Source organism: Collinsella sp. CLA-ER-H5, from assembly GCF_040092375.1.
In the GTDB taxonomy this organism is placed as follows: Bacteria; Actinomycetota; Coriobacteriia; order Coriobacteriales; family Coriobacteriaceae; genus Collinsella.
In genome coordinates this window covers 58,999-81,934 of the sequence record NZ_JBBNLR010000009.1, presented here as the reverse complement: position 1 = coordinate 81,934, position 22,936 = coordinate 58,999, and the positions used below count along the sequence as shown (strand labels likewise).

Below are 22,936 nucleotides of genomic sequence, written 5' to 3'. Positions count from 1 at the left end.
ACAATGATCATTACTCTGTGTGGTGGCGGATCCACCTTTACCCCCGGCATCGTCAAGTCCATTGCCCTGCGCAAGGACGAGCTCGACGTTGACGAGATTCGTCTGTACGACATCAACGAGGAGCGCCAGCGCAAGATCGGCGTGCTCGTGGACTGGATTTTGCACGAGGACCTTGGCCTGGACATCAAGCTTACGGTGACCACCGACAAGAAGACGGCTTTTACCGACGCGAGCTTCGTGTTTGCCCAGATGCGCGTGGGCGGCTATGCCATGCGCGAGCAGGACGAGAAGATTCCGCTGCGCCACGGTTGCGTGGGTCAGGAGACCTGCGGCTGCGGCGGCCTTGCCTACGGCATGCGCACCATCTTCCCCATGGTCGAGCTGATCGATGACGTTGAGAAGTACGCCAAGAAGGACTACTGGATTCTCAACTACTCCAACCCTGCTGCCATCGTGTCCGAGGGCTGCCGCGTGCTGCGTCCCAACGCTCGCATCATCAACATCTGCGACATGCCGATCGCGATCATCGACGTGGTTTGCGCCGCACTCGATATCGACAAGAAGGATGTCGAGTACGATTACTTTGGCCTCAACCACTTTGGTTGGTTCACCTCGATTCGCCACAAGGGCGAGGAGGTGCTCCCGCAGCTGCGCGAGTACATCAAGGAGCATGAGATTCTGCTGCCCGACTCCTACCTCAAGGGCATGGGCTCGCTCATGGCAAAGAAGCCCGAGGAGGCCACTGACGAGCACCCCGAGCAGAACCGCCACACCAAGGGCAGCTGGTACTACGTCTGGAAGGGCGAGTACGAGATCATGGAGTGCTTCCCGGAGTACCTGCCCAACACGTATCTGAACTACTACCTGCAGCAGAAGGAGTTCGTCGAGCATTCCAACCCCGAGCGCACCCGTGCTAACGAGGTTGAGGAGACGCGTGAGAAGAACCTCTTCGACGGCATCGACCACTACGAGAAGACGGGCGAGATCGACGAGAGCACGTTCTATGCGGGCAGCCACGGCGACTGGATTGCCGATCTGGCTATCGCTCTGAAGAACGACACCAAGCAGCGCTTCCTGGTCATTTGCGAGAACAAGGGCGCTATCCCCAACATGCCCTACGACGCTATGGTCGAGCTGCCTGCCTACATTGGCAAGAATGGCCCCGAGGTCATCAGCCGCGACAACATTCCTCTGTTCCAGCAGGGCCTCATGATGCAGCAGCTGAACTCCGAGAAGCTCGTGGTCGAGGCTACGATCGAGGGTTCTTACGAGAAGGCGCTCAAGGCCTTTACGCTGAACAAGACCGTGCCTTCGATGAAGGTCGCCAAGGAGGTTCTCGACGACATGATCGAGGCCAACAAGGGTTACTGGCCCGAGCTTAGCTAGAGCTAGAAGGCCGCTGGTGCAAAACGGCAATGCCCCGTTCACGTATTTGCGTGGACGGGGCATTGCCGTTTTGCGCAAAGGGTTGATATGGGGGATGGGCTATCCGACATCGGCGCAGGGCATGAGGTTTTCTGCTGACGCGCGGTGACTGAAGTGCCCGGGTGGACACGTCCGGGATTCCGTCCCACTGCTTGGCGTCCTTGCCGCCATCTGGCTCCCACGTTCGCATACTTTTGGATGCGAGCGTGTTTTTAACGGCACGCACGGGTCCCCCGGGGCGCGCCGTGCATTTTCGGGAGTTTTCAGCAAGCCGGGGTGGCTGCATACGCGCCGGAAGCGTCTATTCGATCTCGCGGGATCCCCCGACGGGCAACTTGGGCTGGCGGACGGGGTCCGCCGCTGCGATAGCGCGCGTTTCGCGTCGCGCCGTGCCCCAAAACGACGCCGATCGCGCGGCATTCACGATTCGCGGCGCCGCCGGCGGGGGCCGCGATGCTGAAAACTCCGGTTTTTGCACGGTCCAAGCGGGGGTACGTTGGGACGGGGAGGGGTGCCCCCGTCTTTTTATGCATGTTGCAAGTAAAATTATGCAGGACATAGGACACCATGCGACGGATACCCAGATTGGGCGCGCCATGCGCCGACGTTCGTCGCGCCCCTTCCACGTCGTAAGCGAATCAAAAGGTGAGGGCGGTTATGGGCGTGCTGGCGGCCTTGTGGCGGCGGGGTTGCAGCGGAGCTTGCGCTTGCCGTGGTCGACCGGGCGCCGTGGGCGCCGGCGCTCGACGGCCGTATGCTATTGCTTGCCACGCACGATGTCGCCGATGTTCAGGCTCTCGATATCTCGGATATCATCACGCTCTAAATACTAACTCAGCAACAAAATGATCCGTTTTCCTCCGTTCCCATGGGGTCGGGTGTGGTATTCTATCTGCGGGGTAATACTTAGGAATACCAAGTAATACCAACGCCGCAGAAACAAACTCCGGATGCGGGCCAATCGGGTTGCCTTCACAGCCCGTCGCCCGGCCGCGTGGCCCGCATCTATCCGCACTACCGTCGTTTCAAAAAGGAAGCGCCATGGCAGAACACATGACCCCGGTTGTCGCGAAGGTCTTGCCCGAGGAAAAGGCGGCCTTCGCGGCGGCAACCCAGCTCGTGGGCACCACGCCGTCCAACGCCATCCGCATGTTTATCGCCGCGTTTAATCGCTGCGGCACCTTTCCGTTCGACATTTCGCCCAACGGGGCCTTTGGCACTGCGCCCGATTCTCATCAATAAGTGATCCGTTTTCCTCCATCCCCATGGGATCAGCTCTCTGCCGAGTTGTGGTAGAACTAGGGAACGGTTTTGAGGAGGTTGGCATGCTCAATGCGATGATTTGGGCGCTTGCCTGTTTTGGCGTCGTCGCTGCCGATATTGCCCTGAGCGTCGTTTTGTTCTCCGCCCTTGGCGTCGCATCGGTGTTCATGGGTTTTTCGATCGATGACCTCGATATTCAATTGCTTCAGGCCGTCGCGCAGACGGCATCGTTTTTGATGGCGCTGCTGTGGTGGCGTTATCTTTGGCCGCGTTCATTTATGGCACGCCGGCAAAGCGAGCATCCGCTCGGCGGGGGAGCGCGTGGGGCGTGGAAGCGCATCGCCTGCGTTATCGTGATTGGCCTGGCCCTGCAGGTGGTCGTTGGCTACGTGACCGATGCCGTGCTGTCGCTGTTGCCCGATGCTGCGGCCGACTACAGCGAGCTTGTCGAGGAAACAGGCATGGGCGACACCAGCTATCTCGCCGTACTGACTACGGTGCTCGGCGCCCCATTTTGCGAAGAGCTGCTGGTACGCGGCATTATTTTTGAGTTTTCGCTCCGAGCGTTTAATCCGCAGTGCCGCCCACTTTGGAAGCGCCGGCGTCGCGCGAACGCGCAAGACAGCACCATAGTGCCCTGGGCGGCCCCGAGTACCTGGGGCGTCGCCGCGGCAATCGTGCTGCAGGCGGCGGTCTTCGGCTTTATGCACATGAACTGGGTGCAGGGCTGCTATGCGGGCGCTGCCGGCCTTATTTTTGGCTGGGTGCTCGTGACGACTGGAAAGCTCCGCTATACGATTCTGCTGCATTTTGCCTTTAACGCCGGGTCGTACCTCATGGGCCTGCTGTGGTTTGTGAACACGCCGCTCGACGTGGTGGTCACGGTTGCCATCGCCGGCTTTATGCTGATAGAGGCGATGCGCTCGCTCAAACAAGCGTGTCAGACAGATTGTCCCCGCCAGCAAGCGTGATTCCCTTAGGGAAAACACGGCTAGGTGTGCCTGGGCGTGTTTCCCTTAGGGAAATCACAACAAGAGGCGGCGTAAGCGTGTTTCCCCTAGGGAAATCACGCGTGGGCCGATGAAGCGACTCGCTGGCTCAGCGTCGTGCTAATTGCGGCGTCCGCCTCCGTTGGCGCCCTGCCGTCCCTGGGCCGCGCGATTGCGACCGGCAGTGTTCTGCGCACGCGACATGCCGCCGTGCCCCTTGCTGCCTTTGGGCCCCTTGCCGGCACCGCCAGCGCCGCCGTGGGCCTTGCCGCCCTTCTTGCCGGTGCCATGCCCCCCGCCAGCAGATGTCTCGCCCGGGCGTGGCGGCACGGGGCGAATCAGGCAATGCTTGGTGTAGCCAATCAGATCGCGGCGGCCGGCCTTTTCCAGTGCCTCGCGTACGAGCTTGTAGTTCTCGGGCTTGCGGTATTGGATGAGCGCACGCTGCATGGCCTTCTCGTGCGGGTCGCGTGCCACGTAGATCGGCTGCATGGTGCGTGGGTCCACGCCGGTGTAGTACATGCAGGTCGACATGGTGGACGGGGTGGGGTAGAAGTCCTGCACCTGTTCGGGCATGTAGCCCATGTCGCGTACGGCCTCGGCAAGGTCCACAGCTTCCTTCATCGTTGAGCCGGGGTGGCTCGAGATCAGGTACGGCACCACATACTGTTTAAGTCCGTATTCGCGGTTCAGGCGTTCAAATTTACGGCAGAACGCGTCGTAGACGGCGCGGCTCGGCTTGCCCATCACGGAGAGCACCGCGTCGCTTACGTGCTCGGGTGCTACACGCAGCTGGCCCGAGACGTGATGCTCCAGCAGCTCGCGCAAAAACTCGTCCGAGGCGTCGGCCATGGTGTAGTCAAAGCGGATGCCGCTGCGGACGAAGACCTTCTTGACGCCCGGCAGCTGGCGCAGATCGCGCAGCAGCTGCGTGTAGCCGCTCTCGTCGACCACCATGTTCTTGCACACACTCGGCCACAGACAGCGCTTGTTCTTGCACACGCCGTGCTTGAGCTGTTTGTCGCAGGCAGGGCGGCTAAAGTTTGCCGTCGGTCCGCCCACGTCGTTGATATAGCCCTTAAACTCGGGATCGCGCGTGAGCAGCTCGGCCTCGCGTATGATCGAGTCGTGGCTGCGCATCTGCAACACGCGGCCCTGGTGGAAGGTGAGGGCGCAAAACGAGCACTCGCCAAAACAGCCGCGGTTGGAGCTAATGGAAAACTTGATCTCTGCAAAGGCCGGCACGCCGCCTGCCGCGTCGTAGTCGGGATGCCAATCGCGCGCGTAGGGGAGCTCGGCCACCTCGTCCATCTCATCGGTCGTTAACGTCGCCGACGGCGGGTTCTGCACCACATAGACGCCGTTGGGGTAGGGCTCTACCAGGCGGTGTCCGGTGATGGGATCCATGTTCTGCTGCTGCACATTAAAGCTGCGCGCATAGTTGAGCTTGTCGGCGGCAAGGTCGTCCCAGCTGGGCAGCAGGTCGTAGTCGTAGACCTCGTCGAGCGAGCTGGTGCGGTAGACGGTGCCGTTGATATAGGTGATCTGATCGATGGGCAGGCCCGCGTCGAGCGCATCGGCGATCTCGACGATCGCGTGCTCGCCCATGCCGTAGATGAGGATGTCGGCGCCCGAATCGAGCAGCACCGAGCGCTTGAGCTTATCCTGCCAGTAGTCGTAGTGGGCCAGGCGGCGCAGACTCGCCTCGATGCCGCCGATGATGATGGGGGCGTCCTTGAACGTCTGGCGGATGAGGTTGCCGTAGACCGTGACGGCACGATTGGGGCGGTGCCCCTCCTTGCCACCGGGGGTATAGGCGTCGGTGTGGCGGCGGTGCTTGGTCACCGAATAGTGGTTGACCATGGAGTCCATGTTGCCGGCACTGACGAGAAAGCCCAGGCGCGGCTCGCCGAGCACCGTGATGCTGGCGGGGTCGGTCCAGTCGGGCTGGCAGATGATGCCCACTTTGTAGCCGTGCGCGTCGAGTACGCGGCTGACGATGGCCATACCAAAGCTGGGGTGGTCCACGTAGGCGTCGCCACAGATATAGACGAAGTCGCACTGGTCCCAACCGCGCGCGTCCATATCGGCGCGGCTGACGGGGAGGAACTTATCGCGGCCCGGGCGCCAGGGGCGGGTGGGCGTCGCTTGGGAATGCTTGGCGCGGGCGACCGTGGCCTGCGCCTTGCCGCCGAGCTTTTGCTGCTGGCCCTGTTTGCCCTGCTGTCCGCGTTGGCTGTTCTGAGCGTGCTGAGGCTTTTTTGCCACGATCCCTCCCGGTGTCTGTATGCTGCACGTAATTGTAACCAGTCTTTTTGGGACGGAGCTAAAAAGACTGGTGGAGTACACGAGGCGTCGGGCGTCGGGTGTGGCGCCGCGCCCGCCGTTTGTTTCCAGACTGTGTATCTGCGCGTTGGGGAGCCCGTCTCGCGCGCATGCCATGTTGTCAATGGGTTACAGTATGAACGGCGGCTATGTTTCCGCCAACGCACGAGAGGGTCGTCAACAAGGAGGATGCACGACGATGCAACGTGCCAAGCAGATATCGGAGTCCATCGAGCTGGGCATCATCTTGGCGCTCGCCGGTGGCTTTATGGACGTTTATTCGTACATTGGGCGCGATCATGTTTTTGCTAACGCGCAGACGGGCAACATACTGCTGGTGGGCGTGAGCATCTCGGAGGGCAATTGGGCACTTGCGGGGCGCTACTTCTTCCCTGTGGTGTCGTTTGCCGTGGGCATTATGCTTGCCGACCTGGTACACGAACGGTTTGGCAGCGTGATTCACTGGCGCCAAGTGACGGTGTTCTTTGAAGCCGTCATCTTGCTGGGCGTGAGCTTTATCCCGGGCGGCAATTTCAACCTGCTCGCCAACTGCCTCACCTCGTTTGCCTGCGGCATGCAGGTCGAGAGCTTCCGCAAGATCCACGGTCACGGCATCGCTACGACCATGTGCATCGGCAACTTGCGCAACGCACTGCAAAACGTGGACGATTACATCATCACCCACAAGCGCGGCTTTTTGGAAAACGGCCTGCTGTACTTTGGCGTGATCTTCACCTTTGTGTTTGGCGCCGTGCTGGGCAACTGGTGCATCGAGCGCATGGGGCTGCACGCCATTGCGGTGGCGAGCATGCTGCTGTTTATCGCGTTTGCCATCATGTTTATCGATCGCGAACGCGACTTGCACAGGAAATGGGCCCGCATCGTAGCTGACTGGCAGACCACGAGTCTTAAGCGCTAAGGTGCATGTTCGTAACAACATTCAGGAGCCAGAAAAACTATCTAGCTCCTGAATGTTGTTACGAACTGCTTTTTGCGATTTATTCGAGATGCTCTTCAATCCGAGCCCTAAGAAGGGCAATGGCTGTAGGTATTCCAATTGCGGCGGCTAATTCGGCTTTATCCAAAACCTGTATGCTAAAGCACGATTGTTTTTCACATTGAAGGACGATAACTGAAGATAGCTTCACTTCCTGTTGGCTGAATATATCGTAATCTCCAAATAGGAAGTTACCTTTTATTGCGTAATTCGGTATGTTCGTTACGCACTTCATCTCAAGCCTGTTTAGACCATAATCGAACACCGCAACTTCCTTGTGTTCGATGATGAGCGCAACCCTGGGCATGTTGCTAAAGCCACCGTCGACGACAGTGAAGAGTTTTTCATTCGCATCGTCATAAACGGTATATTTAAGACTCGATAGCTGTCCTAGTGGACCCGTGAACCCATGTCTTTTGATGTTGAGGTTGTCTCCCGCTGGGTTGATGAGAGCCAGAGTATGCGGATAAGGATTACCTTCAATTGAGATTCGATATTCGTTTGTAGCCGTCTTGCTCGATTTAGGACCAGTAGCCATTACGCGTCATCGCCTCGATCGAATTGGAACCGTCTTCTACTTCGTGCGGAGAATTGCGCTGTACGTTGCGGTACATGCAGCTGCAATAACCGCATGGGCAATTTCTAACAAAATGAATGACGCTATTTGCTGCATGCATTTTATTTACTATAAAGTATCCTTTTATAAACGTATTGTTAAACATATATTGCTAAAACAGAAACAATTTATAGACTGAGTTGGTCGTATTCTTTGGGCGATTGCTCCTATAATCTAGCCTTCGCTGCTGTCGGGAGGGAAGGACTGGGGCTCCGTTATTATGTTGAAACGCTTTAACACTTTTGACGTTCTCACGCGTTTTTTGTTTCAAAAGCGTTAGGATGGAACTTGTAGCGCGGGGCGTAATGGGTGCCCCGCACACGATGAGAGGCTATCAATGGCTAATCGTTTCGTTCTCAACACCATCTCTTATCATGGTTCCGGCGCCATCAAGGAGATCCCCGGCGAGCTCCAGCGTCGCGGCTACAAGAAGATCTTCGTCTGTTCCGACCCCGATCTGGTCAAGTTTGGCGTTACCGCTAAGGTGACCGACGAGCTCGACGCCGCCGGCATCGCTTGGAGCCTCTACTCCGAGATCAAGCCCAACCCCACTATCCAGAACGTCAAGGACGGCGTTGAGGCCTTCAAGGCCGCCGAGGCTGACGCTATCGTGACCATTGGTGGTGGCTCCTCCATGGATACCGCCAAGGCTATCGGCATCATCATCAACAACCCCGAGTTCGCCGATGTCCGCAGCCTCGAGGGCGTTGCTCCCACTAAGAATCACGCCGTATTCACCATCGCCGTGCCGACGACCGCCGGTACCGCTGCCGAGGTGACCATCAACTACGTCATCACCGACCCCGAGAAGGTCCGCAAGTTCGTGTGCGTCGACACCAACGACGCCCCCGAGGTCGCCGTCGTCGACCCTGACATGATGGCCTCCATGCCCGCCGGCCTTACCGCTTCCACTGGCATGGACGCTCTGACCCACGCCATCGAGGGCTACACCACCAAGGGCGCCTGGGAGCTCTCCGACATGTTCCACTTTGAGGCTATCAAGCTGATCAGCGAGAACCTGCGCGACTCCGTCGCCGAGGCCAAGTCCGGCCAGCCCGGCTCCGGCCGTGAGGGCATGGCTCTTGGTCAGTATGTCGCCGGCATGGGCTTCTCCAACGTTGGCCTGGGCATCGACCACGCCATGGCTCACACCCTGTCCGCTCACTACGACACCCCGCACGGCGTCGCTTGCGCCATGCTGCTGCCGATCGCCATGGAGTTCAACAAGCCGGTTTGCGCTGAGCGCCTGGCCAAGGTTGCCGTTGCCATGGGTGTTGACATCACGGGCATGAGCACCGACGAGGCTGCCGACGCCGCCATCGCCGCCGTCAAGCAGCTCTCCGCCGACGTGAACATCCCGCATGTCTGCGAGGCCATGAAGGCCGACGAGATCGAGGTCCTGGCCAAGGACGCCATGGCTGACGCCTGCTTCCCGGGCAACCCGCGCGAGGCGACGCTCGACGACGTCATCGAGCTCTTCAAGAAGATCTGCCCGGCTGCCTAACCTGGTTCGGCGGGCCCCGCCCGTTAGCCCCAGAATCGTCCTCGGACATGTCGGAGGCCCCGCTGCGCACTACGTGCGGCGGGGCCTCCTTCTGTCCTGCGGAAAGATTCTGGGGCTAACGGGCGGGGCCCGCCGGCTCGTTGTCGTGGCGGGCGCTGTTCGGAAGAGCTCGATGGGTCATCTCGCTGGGTAAATATTTGTGCGTGATGGTATCGTTGTTGGGGCTTTTACTGATTACGGGATGTTGACTTTGGAGTTGTGGATGGTGTCCCAAATGGATTCTACGCTTGGTTTTATTACTGACCAGCTTAAGGCGCTGACTTCTATTGCCTCGCCTACGGGCTTTACTCGTGCGGCGACTGATTATCTGATGGAAACCCTGCGCGATATGGGCTTTGAGCCCGAGCGCTCCAATAAGGGCAATGTGCTGGTTGAGCTCGGCGGCGAGGGTGAGCCGCTCGTGTTGGCGAGCCATGTCGACACGCTTGGCGCCATGGTGCGATCCATTAAGGACAATGGCCGCCTGCGTCCGACGACGCTCGGTGGGCACCAGTGGTCCACGGCCGATGGTGAGAACTGCACCGTCTACACGCGTGGCGGCAAGGTCTACACAGGCGTGGTCCTCAATACCGAGCCTTCGGCGCATGTGGCCGATGAGCCGGTCAAGGCCATCGAGAAGAACATGGAGATCCTGCTCGACGAGAACGTTGACAGCAAGGACGATGTGCTCGAGCTGGGTATTCAGACTGGCGACATCATCGCTATGGATCCGCGCACCATGGTGACGGAGAGCGGCTACATTAAGAGTCGCTTCCTTGACGACAAGCTGTCGGCGTCGATTCTGCTGGGCTTGGCGCGTGCCGTCGCCGCTGGCGAGGTGACGCTCTCGCGCAAGGTGTCGCTGCTCTTTACCGTGTACGAGGAGGTCGGTCACGGCGGTGCCTTTGTGCCGGCCGACACGCGCGAGATGATCAGCGTGGACATGGGCTGCGTGGGCGACGACCTGGGCTGCACCGAGCGCATGGTTTCGATTTGCGCCAAGGATTCGGGTGGCCCCTACAACTACGATCTGGTGACCACGCTGTCCAATATCGCGCGCGAGCTTAAGCTCGATTACGCCATCGATGTGTACCCGCATTACGGTTCCGACGTCGAGGCCACGCTCTCGGCCGGCTACGACATTCGCCATGGTCTGATCGGCCCCGGCGTGTACGCGAGCCACAACTACGAGCGCAGCCACATCGACGGCGTGCGCAATACCTACGAGCTGGTTCGCGCCTACGTTCAGCGCTAGGGGAGCAGCTTGCGACTCGGCTGACCAATCGCTAAGGCCCGATTTCTCGGGCCTTTTTTCACTTTGGGTTGTTTAGTATTATGATGTCTGTAATCTATTAACTAAACGTGTAAATTACTTAACGAGGTGATGCGGTGTATGGACACGTCTGAGTACTTGTCTATGGGTGATGCTGCCCGCCTGTTGGGCGTTACGAAAGCCCGCATATCTCAACTTGCCGCATCGGGGACGCTTGTGTGCGATATTGTGGGCGGCCGGAAGATGGTCGAGTACAATTCTGCGATTGCCTACCAAAAGGTCCGCAAGCGAGGACGCCGTCCTGCGGCCGATGTTGGACGCAAGTTTACGCTGATGTCGGCCGACCATGAGGTCGCTCATGTCTCATTTGATCCGACGCGCGAGTTTCCCTTCGAAATCGCCGAGGTCCTCGATGCGCAACGAATGCCGTTTGGCACATGCTCGAGCTCTTCTCCTGCGGTGAATAAGCGGGAGCTCAACGCGTGGTGGGGGCATCGGTCGGTGCCCGATGTTCGCCCCGGGCTTATCTCGCGCTACCGCGAGCTGGGAATTGTCAACGGCGTTGAGGCGCCGGTTCAGTGCCTGGGCCTATCGCTTTCGGATTGCTATTGGCTGCGGCCGGCAGAATGCGACGGGCTCGAATGGCGAAACCTCAATTACTTCGAGAATGATTTTGAGCGATCGGCGCCCGAGGGGCGTTCGGGTTGGCTGGAGGGCATCGGTCTTAAAAATCCGGATAACACGTCCGAGGGCGAGCTCCCTAAATCGTGGATGATCCGAAACGGCATTCGCGTCTTGGCTAAAGGGTGCGGGATGGACGATCAGCGTCCCTTTAACGAGGCGGTTGCAACGGCTCTGCATCGTCGCTTGCTGTCGGAGGGGGAGTTTGTTCCTTACACGCTTGAGCGCATGTTCGATGGCTCCGTGTGCCTGTGCGAGGATTTTCTTGACGGCCGCGAGGAATACGTTCCGGCTGTTTACGTTAAGAATGCCCTTGGTGGCCAGCGGGGAAACTCGACATACGATCGTTACTGTTGCTATCTCGGCAAGCATGGAGCTGATGAGGCCGTTGTGAGAAGGTCCATGTCGCAGATGATTGTCTGCGATGCCCTTTTGGCCAACAGTGATCGCCATTGGCGAAACTTCGGCATCATCCGCAACGTCGATACCCTGGAGGTAAGGCCTGCTCCGCTGTTCGATAGCGGCAACTGCCTGTGGTATAACGTGCCAACCGCTGCGCTCGTAGCTGGGGAGTTTGGGTTTTCCGCTAAGCCGTTTGGGCCCGACCCTTCCGTCCAGCTGGCGCTTGCGGACTCGCTCGATTGGTCCGATTCATCGCGGCTCAACGGATTTGTTGATGAGGCGATCGAGATTCTTTCGCAGAGCGAATGGGCCACGGCGGAGGGCCGGCTCGAGGCCATTCGCCGCGGCCTCGAGCGTCGCGTAATCGAGGTTAGTGCCGCTGTTGAGGTACTTCGACACGTGCAGCGATAAACCCGCGGCTACTTAAGTGCGCCGGTCACGGTGCCGCCGCCCAAGACGACGTCGCCGCGATAGACTACAACGGCCTGACCGGGGGCGATGGCTCGTTGCGGCTCGTCAAAAGTTAGCAACATTTGTCCGTCGGCGCCACGTGTAAGGGCTGCTGCCTGGTCCTTTTGACGGTAGCGGTACTTGGCGCCCACGTGAATGCCGCCGGACGTGAGCTCCGCTTCCATGCGGTCGGCGGGGGCGCTCCAGATCCAGTCGTTGGCCGTGAGCGCCGTGGCCGTCAGGTCCTCGGCCTCGCCCAGATGCACGGTGTTGTCGGCGGCATCGACGCCCGTCACATACACGGGATGCGCCATCGCGACGCCCAGGCCCTTGCGCTGGCCGATGGTATAACGCAGTGCGCCGTTGTGGCGTCCGACCACGCTGCCGTCGCGCCATACGATATCGCCCGGTGTAGCGGGATGTCCGCAGCGGCGCTCGATATAGCCCGCATAGTCGCCGTCCGCGATAAAGCAGATGTCCTCGCTTTCGGCCTTCTTGGCGTTGGCAAAGCCCTGTTCGGCGGCAATGCGGCGCACATCGTGCTCCTTGTCCAAGCCTGCCAGCGGAAAGATCGTGTGCGCCAGGCGTTCCTGCGTAAGCGAATACAAAAAGTAACTCTGGTCCTTTTTGGGATCTTCGCCGCGATATAACTGCCAGGTGCCGTCTGCCGCCTGGCTTGTTTTGGCGTAATGTCCCGTTGCGATGTAGTCGCAGCCCATGTCCAGCGCCGCATCGAGCAGCGCGCCAAACTTAATGTGGCGGTTGCAGATAATGCACGGATTGGGTGTCAGTCCTTCCTGGTAGGCGTTCACAAAGCGCTCGATCACGTTGCGGTCGAAGGTCTGCTGCAGGTCGAGCACATGATGGGGTATCCCCAGGCGCTCGGCGACGGCCTTTGCATCGGCGATGTCGCGGTCGACCTTGCTCATACCCGTGACGTGATCGGGCGCGGGACAGGTGAGGCGCATGGTGGCGCCGACGCATTCGTAGCCCTGGCTTTTGAGCAGGTACGCGGTCACGCTGGAATCGACGCCGCCGCTCATGGCGACGAGCACGCGCTTGTTGTGCATGGGGAGGTTCTCCTTGGTGGCATGTGGCCAAAAAAGAAAAGCGGCGCGGGAGGCTGGTTCCGCGCCGCAGACATTGTAACAAGTTCGGACGTCTCGTGGGGCGCCCTGATGGGATGGGCTCAGGCTGCCGGGAGAGAGGAGACCGGTTCGTCCTGGGCTCAACCTACGGGCGACGGGCCCTTAGTCCTGGAAGAGCGCCGTGGACAGGTAGCGCTCGCCGGTGTCGGCAAGCAGGGCCACGATGGTCTTACCCTCGTTTTCGGGGCGCTTGGCCAGCTGCAGCGCGGCCCACACGGCGGCACCGGACGAAATGCCCACGAGCACGCCCTCCTTGTGGCCCACGGCGCGACCGGTGGCAAAGGCGTCGTCGTTCTCGACGGGAATGATCTCGTCGTAGACCTGGGTGTCGAGGACGTCGGGCACAAAGCCGGCACCGATACCCTGGATCTTGTGCGGGCCGGCCTGGCCCTTAGAGAGCACCGGGGAGGTGGCGGGCTCGACGGCGACGACCTGAATCTCGGGGTTTTGCTCCTTGAGGAACTCGCCCACGCCGGTCACGGTGCCGCCGGTGCCGACGCCGGCGACGAAGATGTCGACCTTGCCGTCGGTGTCGTCCCAGATCTCGGGGCCGGTCGTGGCCTTGTGAATGGCGGGGTTGGCGGGGTTTACAAACTGGCCGGCGATGATGCTGTTGGGGGTCTCCTTCTGCAACTCTTCGGCCTTGGCGATAGCGCCCTTCATGCCTTTGGAGCCGTCGGTGAGCACGAGCTGCGCACCGTATGCCTGCATCAGCTTGCGGCGCTCGACGGACATGGTCTCGGGCATGGTGATGATCACCTTGTAGCCGCGGGCGGCCGCCACCGAGGCGATGCCGACGCCGGTGTTGCCGCTCGTGGGCTCGATGATGGTGTAGTCGCCGCCACGCACGAGCTTGCCTGCCTTCTCGGCCTCGTCAATCATGTTCTTGGCGACGCGGTCTTTAACGGATCCGGCGGGGTTGAAGTATTCCAGCTTGACGAGCACGCGGGCCTTGAGGTCCTCATCGGCCTCAAAGTGGGTGAGCTCCAGGAGCGGGGTGTGGCCGATAAGCTGATCGATGGACGTGTAAACCTTGCTCATGATGAACCTCCAAAGTGTTCAAATGACTGGATACCGTGTGGTTTTACGGTGTGTCTAGCAGCTAAACCCACAAACCTTATAGGTTGTTCGTTTTGCTGTTGGCAAGCATAGTAGACAGTAAAGCCTAGTAACGCAATAGGAAATAGAAGATTATTGCGAGTCGATTAACCATCTTGACGGGAATAGGTATTTTCAAAACCAATTTTTCGGCTAGAATTTCTACGAATTAAAAGACCGAAAGGCAGCTATATATATGTTGGTTTCCACAAAGGGCAGATATGCCCTGCGCGTTATGGTCGACCTGGCCGAGCACCAGGCGACAGGCCGCATCCCGCTTAAAGAGATTGCGGCGCGTCAGGGTATTTCGGAGAAGTACCTCGAGAATATTCTGGCTACGCTCGTGCGCGCCAACATGCTCTCGGGCATGCGCGGCAAGGGCGGCGGCTATGTGCTCACGCGCCCGCCCGAGCAGTACACGGTGGGCGAGATCTTGCGCCTGACCGAGGGCAGCCTGGCGCCGGTCGCCTGCCTGGATGGCGACTGCAAGGGTTGTTCGCGCTCTGACGAGTGCCCCACGCTCGACGTGTGGAAGAACCTGGACAAGCTTATCAACGACTACCTCGACGGTGTGACGCTCGATCAACTTGTCGCTCCCAACGAAGGCTACGACTACGTGATCTAGCCCACCTGCCATTTGGGGACGGGGTGGAAATGGCAGATTCTCTCGCCCTTTGAGACTTGGCAAATAAGAAGGCCGCCCATTTTTGCGATGGGCGGCCTTCGTTTTGGGCTGTTGAGACGGGCGCGGCCGGAATGGCCGTTTTAGCCCTCGGCGATGCTGTCGAGGATGCTGCGCATGATGGACACCAGGATGCTGCCCATAAAGGCCGATCCAAAGCTGGCGATGGAGATACCCGCGCCCAGCAGATTGACCGACAGATAGCTGGCCAGCTCGAGCATAAAGCTGTTGACTACGAGCTGAAAAATACCCAGCGTAATGATCGTGAGCGGCAGCGAGATGACCGTCAGGAACGGCTTGACGAGCGAATCGACGATGTTCAGGAACAGTCCCACGAAGGCGAAACAGACCCAGGCCTCGGCAAAACCGAAGGGCTGGATGCCGGGAACGAGGAACGTGGCAATCGCGATGGCGATCGAGGTAAAGAGCCAGTTAAGCATAAAGCGCATGGTGTGAATCCTTTCTTGCGCAGGGTGCGTCGGTGTCGCGTGAAGCGGTTTGCTGCGGCAGCTTGGACGGCCGCTCGGGTGTGCCGCCTTGTTCGGCCGCCCATTGTCTCAGATATTCGTGGAGCTTACGTGCGCATTCGGTTTCAAAACGGCGTTCGTCCTAGAAAATGCGCCGCTGGCAGAGAGTTTTGTCGCTTTAGTTTGGTGGTGTGCTAAACTGCTACGGGCAAAAGCCACACGCGTTGCCCTATTGCATAGAACGGGCGAACGATGCCCGATGTCAGTATCAACTTCGATGCCTTTTGGCGGGTTTGGCGGTGATCGATGAATATCGAGAACATGTTTGACAAGCCTGATGTCAAGCAGCTGGTCCACGCATTTAGTCTTTTGGATGACGAGAAGGATATCCAAGCGTTTTTGACCGATATCTGCACGCCGCGCGAGATCTGCGATCTATCGCAGCGTCTGCAGGTTGCGCGTTATCTGGATGAGGGCGAGCCTTATGTTGAGGTTCAGGCCCGCACCGGCGCTTCGTCCACTACGGTGAGCCGCGTTTCAAAGGCACTCAACGGCGAGTACGGCGGCTATCGCAAGATCCTCATCAAACTGGAGGATGGCGAGTAGGCCAGCGGCAACAAACGAATCAGCCGGAGCCGCCCCTTCGGGGGCGGTTTTTATGTGTCGAAATTGATCCCTTGGGGACGGAGGAAAACGGATCATCGAGGGGATCTGGTGCATTGGGGGCAGGTTGTCCGTGCGGGCGGGTAGGATAGATGTGTTGAATATTGCGAACAGTTTGAGTGGAGGACCATGCCTGTTCGAATCTATACCACTAATGCCGGCACGGATTTGAGCGATGCCGAGGCGGCGCTGCTGGCCGACCTGGTTGCCCGCCACGGGCGCGCTGTTCTGTTGGCGCCAACATTTGCCGAGCTCGACCTGTGCCGCCATGATGCGGCAGAAGCCGGGGCTTCGCTGGGCATCGACTACAAGACGCCCACATCGTGGCTCCGCTCGCTGTGGGAGCTTATGGGCGATGGCCGCAGCTTTGTGGATAACCTTCAGCGCCAGATGCTGTTCTCGGACATGATCGACCGCCGCGACGACGCTGCTCTGCAGCCGCTCTCGCGCAGCCAAGGCACGGTACGCATGCTTGCGCGTATGGCCCGCGACGTGTTGCCGGGCGTGGTGGGGACGGGCGACGAACGCCGTCGCGATGCCGCCGCTCGGCCCGAGCCCAAAAGCGACGCCGAGGCCCGCGTGTTCGAGCTGTTGAGCGCCTATGCGAGTGGCTTGGATCGTCGAGACATGGTTGAGCCCTGCGAGGCGGCTGACCTTATGGCCGAGGTGCTGACAGACAACCTTCCGGCGTGCACCCGCACCGTCTGCGTGCGTGGGGTCACGTCGTTTACGCATAGCCTGCTCGAGCTGTTGTCGGCCGTGGCGAGCAGCGGGGGAGAGGTTGTCGTGCTGCTCGCTTGCGAGCAGGCGGCGATGCGCGAGGACCTGGCTGCCGCCTTTGATGCCCGCGGTGTGCTGTTTGAGGCCGCCCCGTTGGGGGAGGACGCCGGCGCGTCCGAGACCGCTTCTGCGCCTGTTGCTCAGCCTTTTTTTATAGAGGTGGCCGGCCCCCATGCCCGCGCCCGCGCTTATGTGGATGCTCTCGAGAACCTGGTCGCGGCATGTGAGGAGTCCGTGTCGCGCGACGGCGCCGCGACGAACGCCGACCCCGCGCGCGTGCTCGTGGTTTCCGCCCGGGCGCCCCAGCTGTTCGGCGAACTCGCTGCTCGTTTGGCGGCGCGTCACATTGCGGCCGAGACGACTGAGTTCACGGCGTTTTCCCAGTCCATCGCGGGCAGGCAGTTTACGGCGCTCGCCAACCTGATCGAGCGTATGAAAGCCGCCGACGAGGGCACCGCTTCCAAGACTGAGTGGTGGCCCGCGCCGGAGCTTACCGACTGGATCTACAGTCCGCTTTCGGGCGCTGATGCCGTCAATGCCCGTACCTTCGATAAGAATATGCGTCTCTCGCGCAGCAAGACTACCGCGGGCGTCAAGAGCCTGCTGCAGAGCGTTCAGGGCCAGGTGAGGGGCGCGCGCAAGGCGACGAGCGACGATAACTGGTTTAAGAACGTACCGTGTGTGGTCTCGGACGTGTTCCAGGCGCTGTGGCGTGACAAGCCCGTGACGGCGCTTAAGGCCATGCTTGCCGTTGCCGAGGCGTTGCCCGATCGCGCTCTAGGCGGCCTTGACGGCCAGGCCCGTCGCCAGGCAGAGACGGCTTTGCTGCGCCATGCCATCGACATCCTTATGAACGATGCTCGCGCGCTCGACGTGTCGCAGGCCGCGACCGTGCCGGTTCTCGACGGCGTTCGAACCAAGGTGGACAAGCGCAGTACCGCCTACGATTACGAGACCTATGAGGTCGATCGCACACCACGAGCACAAGTGCGCTTCGCGTCGCTTGCCGATGCGTCGGTTCTTCGCCCTGGCAGCTACGATGCCGTGCTGTTTGCCGATGTCGACCTGGACGGCTATCCGCTTTCGCACGAAGAGGGCCCGCTTGCCACGTTGACAGCCGAGCTGCGCCGCGACGGCGTGTCTTTGGAGCCCGCTGCCCTGCTGCGCGTGCGCTTTGGCCGTGCGATGCAGGCGGCGAGCGGTCCGGTCGCGCTCGCCCGTGTGACGCACGATCGCCAGGCACGCGAGTGCTACCCGGCAGCCGTATGGACCGAGCTGTGGGCACATGCCGAGGCCGCTGGCGCTGCCAAGCCCATGCGCGTGGGCGAGGGCGATATCATCGCCGACTTTGATCCCGCGGCAGGTGAAGGCCTCAAGCGCGAGCGCGTGACCTGTGAAGCCCCTCAGCATCTGAGTGCCGAGGCCGTGCCGTATTTGGTCCTGCGCCGTCGCGATGGCGAGGGTGAGGACGCGCCGCTCGTGCCGCGTCTGACGTCCGCCTCGCAGATCGAGGCCTATTCGACCTGCCCGCTATGCTGGTTCGTCTCGTACCGCGTGAAGCCCCAGTCGATCGACGCGGGCTTTGGCAACATGGAAAAGGGCAACTTTGTCCACGACGTGCTGGAGCATCTGCATGCCCGTCTGCCCCAAGAGGGCATGGAGCGCGTGACGCCCGAGAATCTGCCGCGCGCACAGGAGCTGCTGCGCGAGGTCTTTGACGAGACGTTGACCGAGCACGCCGGCAAGCGAGGCACGGAGGGCCCGCTGGTGCCGCTCTCTGCGGTGGAGGAGCGCCAGGTTGCCGAGATCTTGCCGCAGTTGGAGGGCGTGCTAGCCTACGAGTCCGAGGCGCTTGCCCCCTTTGCCCCGCGTTACCTGGAGTTCGCCTTCAATGAGCTCAAGGTCGAGTATGCCGGTTGGCCGCTTGGCGGGCGCATCGACCGCGTGGACGTGGACGCCGAGAATCGTGCCGTGGTGATCGACTACAAACATCGCACGGGCGTTGAGGAGTTTAAGCTCGCCGACCCTACGGTGCGCGACGAGGAATCGGGCATGGCGCCCATCGACGATCCGCGCTGGTTGCCGTCACATACCCAAACGCTCATCTACGCCCAGGCCATGCGCCGGGCGCTGGATTTGGACACCCGCGCGGCGCTCTACTTTTCGACCAAGGGCGGCAAGTCGGCGTTGCGCGGTGCCGCGAGCGCCGAGCTGCTCGAGGAAGAGCGCGGCGACGGTCGCATCCCGGGCCTTAAGAAAGGTTTCCCCGGCGAGGGTGGCAGCATGGACTTCGATGCCCTGCTCGATCGCGTGGAGGCCGGCATCGCCGAGCGCCTGCACGAGCTCGAGGCGGGCAACGTTGCCGCCGTCGACCCGACGTCGGCTCAGGCCGCGCATGCGCGCTGCTCGTATAACCACGAAGGAACGTTTGTAAGGAGGGACGTGTAGACCATGGATCTTTCGACCTTGATGCCGCAACAGCTGCAGATCGTCAAGACGCTCGACCGTCCGCTGTTTGTTTCGGCGGGCGCCGGTTCGGGCAAGACCTTTACCCTCACGCGCCGCATCGTCTACGCGCTTTCGCCCGAATCCGGTCCGTTCGTCGAGCATCTTGACCAGGTGCTCGCCATCACCTTTACCAAGGACGCCGCGGCAGAGATTCGCGACCGCGTACGCCGCGCGCTCATCGACGAGGGCATGGACGAGGAAGCCCTGACCGTCGACGATGCGTGGATCTCGACCATTCACGGTATGTGCTCGCGTATCCTGCGCGCGCACGCGCTGGAGCTGGGCATCGATCCCGAATTCACGGTGCTCACCGATACCGATGAGCTTATGGATCAGGCTGTCGAGCATGTGCTGGGGCGCGCGACGGCGCCCGATGCCGCGCCTGAGCTCGCCGCCTCGCTTAAGGCCCTCTACGCTTGGTATCCCATGGCGGGCGAGGGCGGGCCGTTTGGCGCCGGTACCACCATCAAAGGCCTGGTGCGCGACCTGCTGGAGCTATCGAGCCAGCTGCCGGGTGGCATGGACGATGTGCGCGTTGCGCGTGGCCAGGCCGACACCTCGGCGCTTGCCGATGCCTATCGTGCGGCGCTGGGCGCGAGCAAGGCCACGACCGAGAAAGCGCAGGTGGCACTCGACGCCATCGACGCGTTTGAGGCGAGCGGCAAGACCATGGAGGATGTGGCGCGACTCATGATGTCGTGCAGCATGCCTCGGGCGAGCAAGGCGTTTCCTAAGGAGCAGGTGGAGCTACTCAAGGCCGAGGCAGCCGATGCGTTTATCAATATTGTGCTTGCTTGCGGCGGTCCCGCGCTCGATGCACTGGTGGGGCTTGCCCGTGCCGTAGAGGCGGAGTACCGTGCGCTCAAGGCCGACCAGTCCGCGCTCGATAACAATGACCTGCTGCGCATGGCGTACGAGGCGCTGCGCGACTACCCGGCTATTCGAGCTGCCTATGAGGGCCGCTTTAAGATGGTCATGATCGATGAGTTCCAGGATACCGACCAGATGCAGGTCGATTTGATCCGTTACCTGACGGGCGCGGGGGAGCGCGCGCTGTGCACCGTAGGCGATGCGCAGCAGTCGATCTACCGCTTCCGTGGCGCCGAGGTCGAGGTATTCCGTCGCCAGGAGCGCAAGGTGGGTTCCTCTGCTGCGCCCGAGACCTCCGTCGCATCCGACGCCCCTGCTGGCGAGCTCGTCAAGCTCGTGCGCAACTTTCGCAGCCACGACGAGGTGCTGCGTTACGTGGCACGCGTCTTTGACGGCGATACCGGTGGTTTGATGCAGGGGTTCTTGGATCTTGAGCCGAGTGACGATCGCGAGGATAAGCTCAAGGCAAAGGCTTCGCGCCGCCAGGCGCTGCTCGTTGCCGGCGGCAGCACGCAGGAGCGAACGCAGGCGAAAGCTCGTGCGATTGCGGAGCGGTTCCAAGCGCTCGTTAAAGCGGGCCAGCCCCAGGGCAGTATGGTGCTGCTGCTGGGGCGCATGACCAATGCCGACGTCTACGCCCAGGCCTTCCGCGACCAGGGACTCGACTGCGTGATCGCAGGCGGTTCGGTCTTTGCCCAGGCAGCCGAGGTGCAGACGGTGCGTGCCCTGGTGTGCGCGCTTGCTAACCCGGCCGATACGGCGCAGGGTCTTATGCCGCTGCTGGCCTCACCGATGTTTGCGCTCGGCGCTCAGGAATTCCTGGCGCTGGCGACCAAGCTGGACGAGCAGACGGGGGAGACGTCGCGCCGCAACATCGATGCTGGCATCATGAGCGATTCCGATGTGCCCGGCTTGCAGGGCTTGCCACTGGTGACGCGCGCCCGCGAGGTGCTGCGGTATGCGCTTCGTCGCGTGGGCCGCGATTCGTTCGCGGCGATCGCGCGCGACGTGGTCAACGCTTCGGGCTGGTTTGTGCGTCTGGCGCAGCGCGGCCCCGAGGGCAAGGCCATTGCTGCCAACGTGCTCAAGGCGCTCGACGCCGTGGCCGAGGCGGAGGCCGAGTTCGGTAACTCGCCGCGCTCCATCGCGCTTGCCTTCGATCGCTTCCTGGCGGGCAAGGAAGCCCCGGGTGCCCTCAACGAGGAGGGCGACGGCGCGGTACGCATCATGACGGTGCACGCATCCAAGGGCCTGGAGTATCCGGTCGTGGCGGTTGCCGAGTGTTTTGGCGTGCGCAAATCGTCCGGTGCGGCACAGATGGGTCGCGTCGATGGCGGTGCTCAGGTTGTGGCGCTACCGGCACGCTTTGACGGCGTTAAACTCGCGGACGGCACGTTCGTAAAGGGCGACGACGTTAAAAAACAGTTTGAGCACGCGTTTAAGGGCAAGGGCACGTCACTGTGGCTTTCTCCGGAGCTCATGGAGGATGTCTGCGCGACGGGCTCTCCCGCCGAGGCATTTGCCCGCCTGCGCAACGACGACCTGCAGCTTTCGCTCGAGGAACGGGCCCGCTTGCTCTACGTCGCCATGACGCGTGCGCGCGAGCTGGTGATCTTGGCGATGGATGCCGGCGTGAGCCGTGGCAAGGTGGCGGCGCCGACCTTCGACGTTGAGACCGATCTGACCTACGACGTGCTGCGCCGTATTTTGCCGACCGACGCTCTGGACATGCCGCAGCTCGATGCCGACCGCCTGGTGTTCGACAACTCCCAGCCGGGCGACTACGAGCTCATTTCGCTCGCGGACTTTTCCTTTGGCGAGCAGGCGTTTGAGGCCAACGCTTCACTGGATGCCGAGGGCAGGCTTGTCCGCGGCGATGCGGAGGCGGAGGGTGCCGATGTAGATGCTCGCGCCGCCGTTCCCGGTCCTGCCGACCCCGAGCCCGATTCGTTTGAGCTTGTGTATCCCCAGGCGGTGGGCGTGCGCATGGGCACCTGCCCGTATCCGGAGCGCGATTCGTACAGCTACTCGTCAATTGCCGCGGCGCTGCATGCCGAGTCCGAGGACCGTGCCGCCGAGGCACGCGTGCCCATGGACGAGGCCGGCGATGATGCGGAGTCGGATGGCTCGGAAATGACCGATGCAGACGCGGCTGCTGTCGAGCCCGCCGGCAATCCTCTGGCCTTGGGTTCGGCCTTCCACGCCGCCTGCCAGTGGCTCATCGAGATGGGTGCCGATGCGCTGCCCGCTGAGCGTGCCGACGCCCTGGCTCGCCTGTGGCACCTGACGCCAGAACAGCGCGAGCGCTTCGATGTCGCTCTGGAGCGCTGGCTCAAGTCGTCGGTTCGTGCCGAGCTGTTCGCGTGGCCGTGCGTTCGCGCCGAGGTGCCGTTCTTCTCGCTGGGCTGCGAGGACGAGGACATCGCCCGCTACGGTGCATATGCCGAAGGCGCCATCGATGCTTTGGCAACCGACCCGGCCGATCCGTCGCGCGCGCTGGTCATTGATTACAAGACGGGTGGCACGTCGGATGAGACGCCGGAACAGCTGCTCGAGAAGCACGCCCTGCAGGCGCGCGTCTACGCCGACGTGTTGCACAAGGCGGGCTTTGAGGCCGTGACCGTCAAGTTCGTCCGCGTGGAGCAGCCTGATCCAACCATCTTCGTCGAACCCGCCGAACCTCAAGTAGTCACCTACAATCTCTAGCCCTCAGATAACTTGCGGTGGAATACGGACTGTTTTGGCCAAAAAAGCCG

At 61.2% G+C, this 22,936-nt stretch carries 16 protein-coding genes; 11 read left to right on the top strand and 5 right to left on the bottom strand.

Features of this window, described 5'->3' with window-relative positions:
- Positions 1–3 precede the first annotated feature (3 nt).
- The 3 genes from AAAX31_RS04985 (at position 4) to AAAX31_RS04975 (ending at position 3,659) form a co-directional block, all read left to right on the top strand.
- Positions 4–1,386, top strand: a complete 1,383-nt coding sequence (locus tag AAAX31_RS04985; RefSeq protein ID WP_349076379.1) for a 6-phospho-alpha-glucosidase — start codon at positions 4–6, stop codon at positions 1,384–1,386.
- Positions 1,387–2,466: 1,080 nt separating this feature from the next.
- Positions 2,467–2,667 (top strand): hypothetical protein, encoded by a 201-nt coding sequence (locus tag AAAX31_RS04980; RefSeq protein ID WP_117583961.1) that lies wholly within the window; start codon positions 2,467–2,469, stop codon positions 2,665–2,667.
- A gap of 83 nt (positions 2,668–2,750) precedes the next feature.
- Positions 2,751–3,659, top strand: a complete 909-nt coding sequence (locus AAAX31_RS04975; protein ID WP_349076377.1) for a type II CAAX endopeptidase family protein — start codon at positions 2,751–2,753, stop codon at positions 3,657–3,659.
- Between the two features lie 138 nt (positions 3,660–3,797).
- Here the strand turns inward: AAAX31_RS04975 and AAAX31_RS04970 are convergent, their stop codons facing one another.
- Positions 3,798–5,945 (bottom strand): YgiQ family radical SAM protein, encoded by a 2,148-nt coding sequence (locus tag AAAX31_RS04970; RefSeq protein ID WP_349076375.1) that lies wholly within the window; start codon positions 5,943–5,945, stop codon positions 3,798–3,800.
- A 256-nt stretch (positions 5,946–6,201) separates the two neighbouring features.
- On the opposite strand from AAAX31_RS04970, the gene AAAX31_RS04965 reads away from it, so the two are divergent.
- Positions 6,202–6,921, top strand: coding sequence for a YoaK family protein (locus AAAX31_RS04965; RefSeq protein WP_117757907.1), 720 nt, complete (start codon positions 6,202–6,204; stop codon positions 6,919–6,921).
- Between the two features lie 79 nt (positions 6,922–7,000).
- Here AAAX31_RS04965 and AAAX31_RS04960 read toward each other — a convergent pair whose 3' ends face one another.
- Positions 7,001–7,537 carry a hypothetical protein gene (locus AAAX31_RS04960; RefSeq protein WP_117818406.1) on the bottom strand — a complete coding sequence of 179 codons (537 nt, stop codon included), beginning with the start codon at positions 7,535–7,537 and terminating at the stop codon, positions 7,001–7,003.
- A 415-nt stretch (positions 7,538–7,952) separates the two neighbouring features.
- Here AAAX31_RS04960 and fucO point away from each other — a divergent pair, with 415 nt between their 5' ends.
- The 3 genes from fucO (at position 7,953) to AAAX31_RS04945 (ending at position 11,925) form a co-directional block, all read left to right on the top strand.
- Entirely contained in the window at positions 7,953–9,119 is a 1,167-nt protein-coding gene (gene fucO / locus AAAX31_RS04955; protein ID WP_118270909.1) for a lactaldehyde reductase, read from the top strand.
- 274 nt (positions 9,120–9,393) lie between these two features.
- On the top strand, positions 9,394–10,413 hold the full coding sequence (locus AAAX31_RS04950) for a M42 family metallopeptidase (RefSeq protein ID WP_117757905.1): 1,020 nt from the start codon (positions 9,394–9,396) through the stop codon (positions 10,411–10,413).
- A gap of 138 nt (positions 10,414–10,551) precedes the next feature.
- Complete coding sequence (locus AAAX31_RS04945) at positions 10,552–11,925, top strand: hypothetical protein (protein WP_349076373.1); 1,374 nt, start codon at positions 10,552–10,554, stop codon at positions 11,923–11,925.
- An 8-nt stretch (positions 11,926–11,933) separates the two neighbouring features.
- Here AAAX31_RS04945 and mnmA read toward each other — a convergent pair whose 3' ends face one another.
- The gene (gene mnmA / locus AAAX31_RS04940) at positions 11,934–13,196 is read right to left on the bottom strand and encodes a tRNA 2-thiouridine(34) synthase MnmA (protein WP_349076371.1); all 1,263 of its coding nucleotides are present in this window, start codon (positions 13,194–13,196) and stop codon (positions 11,934–11,936) included.
- 18 nt (positions 13,197–13,214) lie between these two features.
- Complete coding sequence (gene cysK / locus AAAX31_RS04935; protein WP_089572177.1) at positions 13,215–14,153, bottom strand: cysteine synthase A; 939 nt, start codon at positions 14,151–14,153, stop codon at positions 13,215–13,217.
- 253 nt (positions 14,154–14,406) lie between these two features.
- On the opposite strand from cysK, the gene AAAX31_RS04930 reads away from it, so the two are divergent.
- Entirely contained in the window at positions 14,407–14,835 is a 429-nt protein-coding gene (locus tag AAAX31_RS04930; protein WP_117564502.1) for an Rrf2 family transcriptional regulator, read from the top strand.
- Positions 14,836–14,975: 140 nt separating this feature from the next.
- On the opposite strand, the gene AAAX31_RS04925 is transcribed toward AAAX31_RS04930, so the two are convergent.
- Complete coding sequence (locus AAAX31_RS04925; RefSeq protein ID WP_055250947.1) at positions 14,976–15,341, bottom strand: phage holin family protein; 366 nt, start codon at positions 15,339–15,341, stop codon at positions 14,976–14,978.
- 324 nt (positions 15,342–15,665) lie between these two features.
- On the opposite strand from AAAX31_RS04925, the gene AAAX31_RS04920 reads away from it, so the two are divergent.
- The 3 genes from AAAX31_RS04920 to AAAX31_RS04910 all read left to right on the top strand — a co-directional run bounded on the left by AAAX31_RS04920 (position 15,666) and on the right by AAAX31_RS04910 (position 22,886).
- On the top strand, positions 15,666–15,965 hold the full coding sequence (locus AAAX31_RS04920; protein WP_022094855.1) for a YerC/YecD family TrpR-related protein: 300 nt from the start codon (positions 15,666–15,668) through the stop codon (positions 15,963–15,965).
- Positions 15,966–16,151: 186 nt separating this feature from the next.
- Entirely contained in the window at positions 16,152–19,250 is a 3,099-nt protein-coding gene (locus AAAX31_RS04915) for a PD-(D/E)XK nuclease family protein (RefSeq protein WP_349076369.1), read from the top strand.
- A gap of 3 nt (positions 19,251–19,253) precedes the next feature.
- A complete protein-coding gene (locus tag AAAX31_RS04910) occupies positions 19,254–22,886 on the top strand; it encodes a UvrD-helicase domain-containing protein (RefSeq protein WP_349076367.1) in 3,633 nt (1,210 codons plus the stop codon).
- The last annotated feature ends 50 nt before the right edge of the window (positions 22,887–22,936 follow it).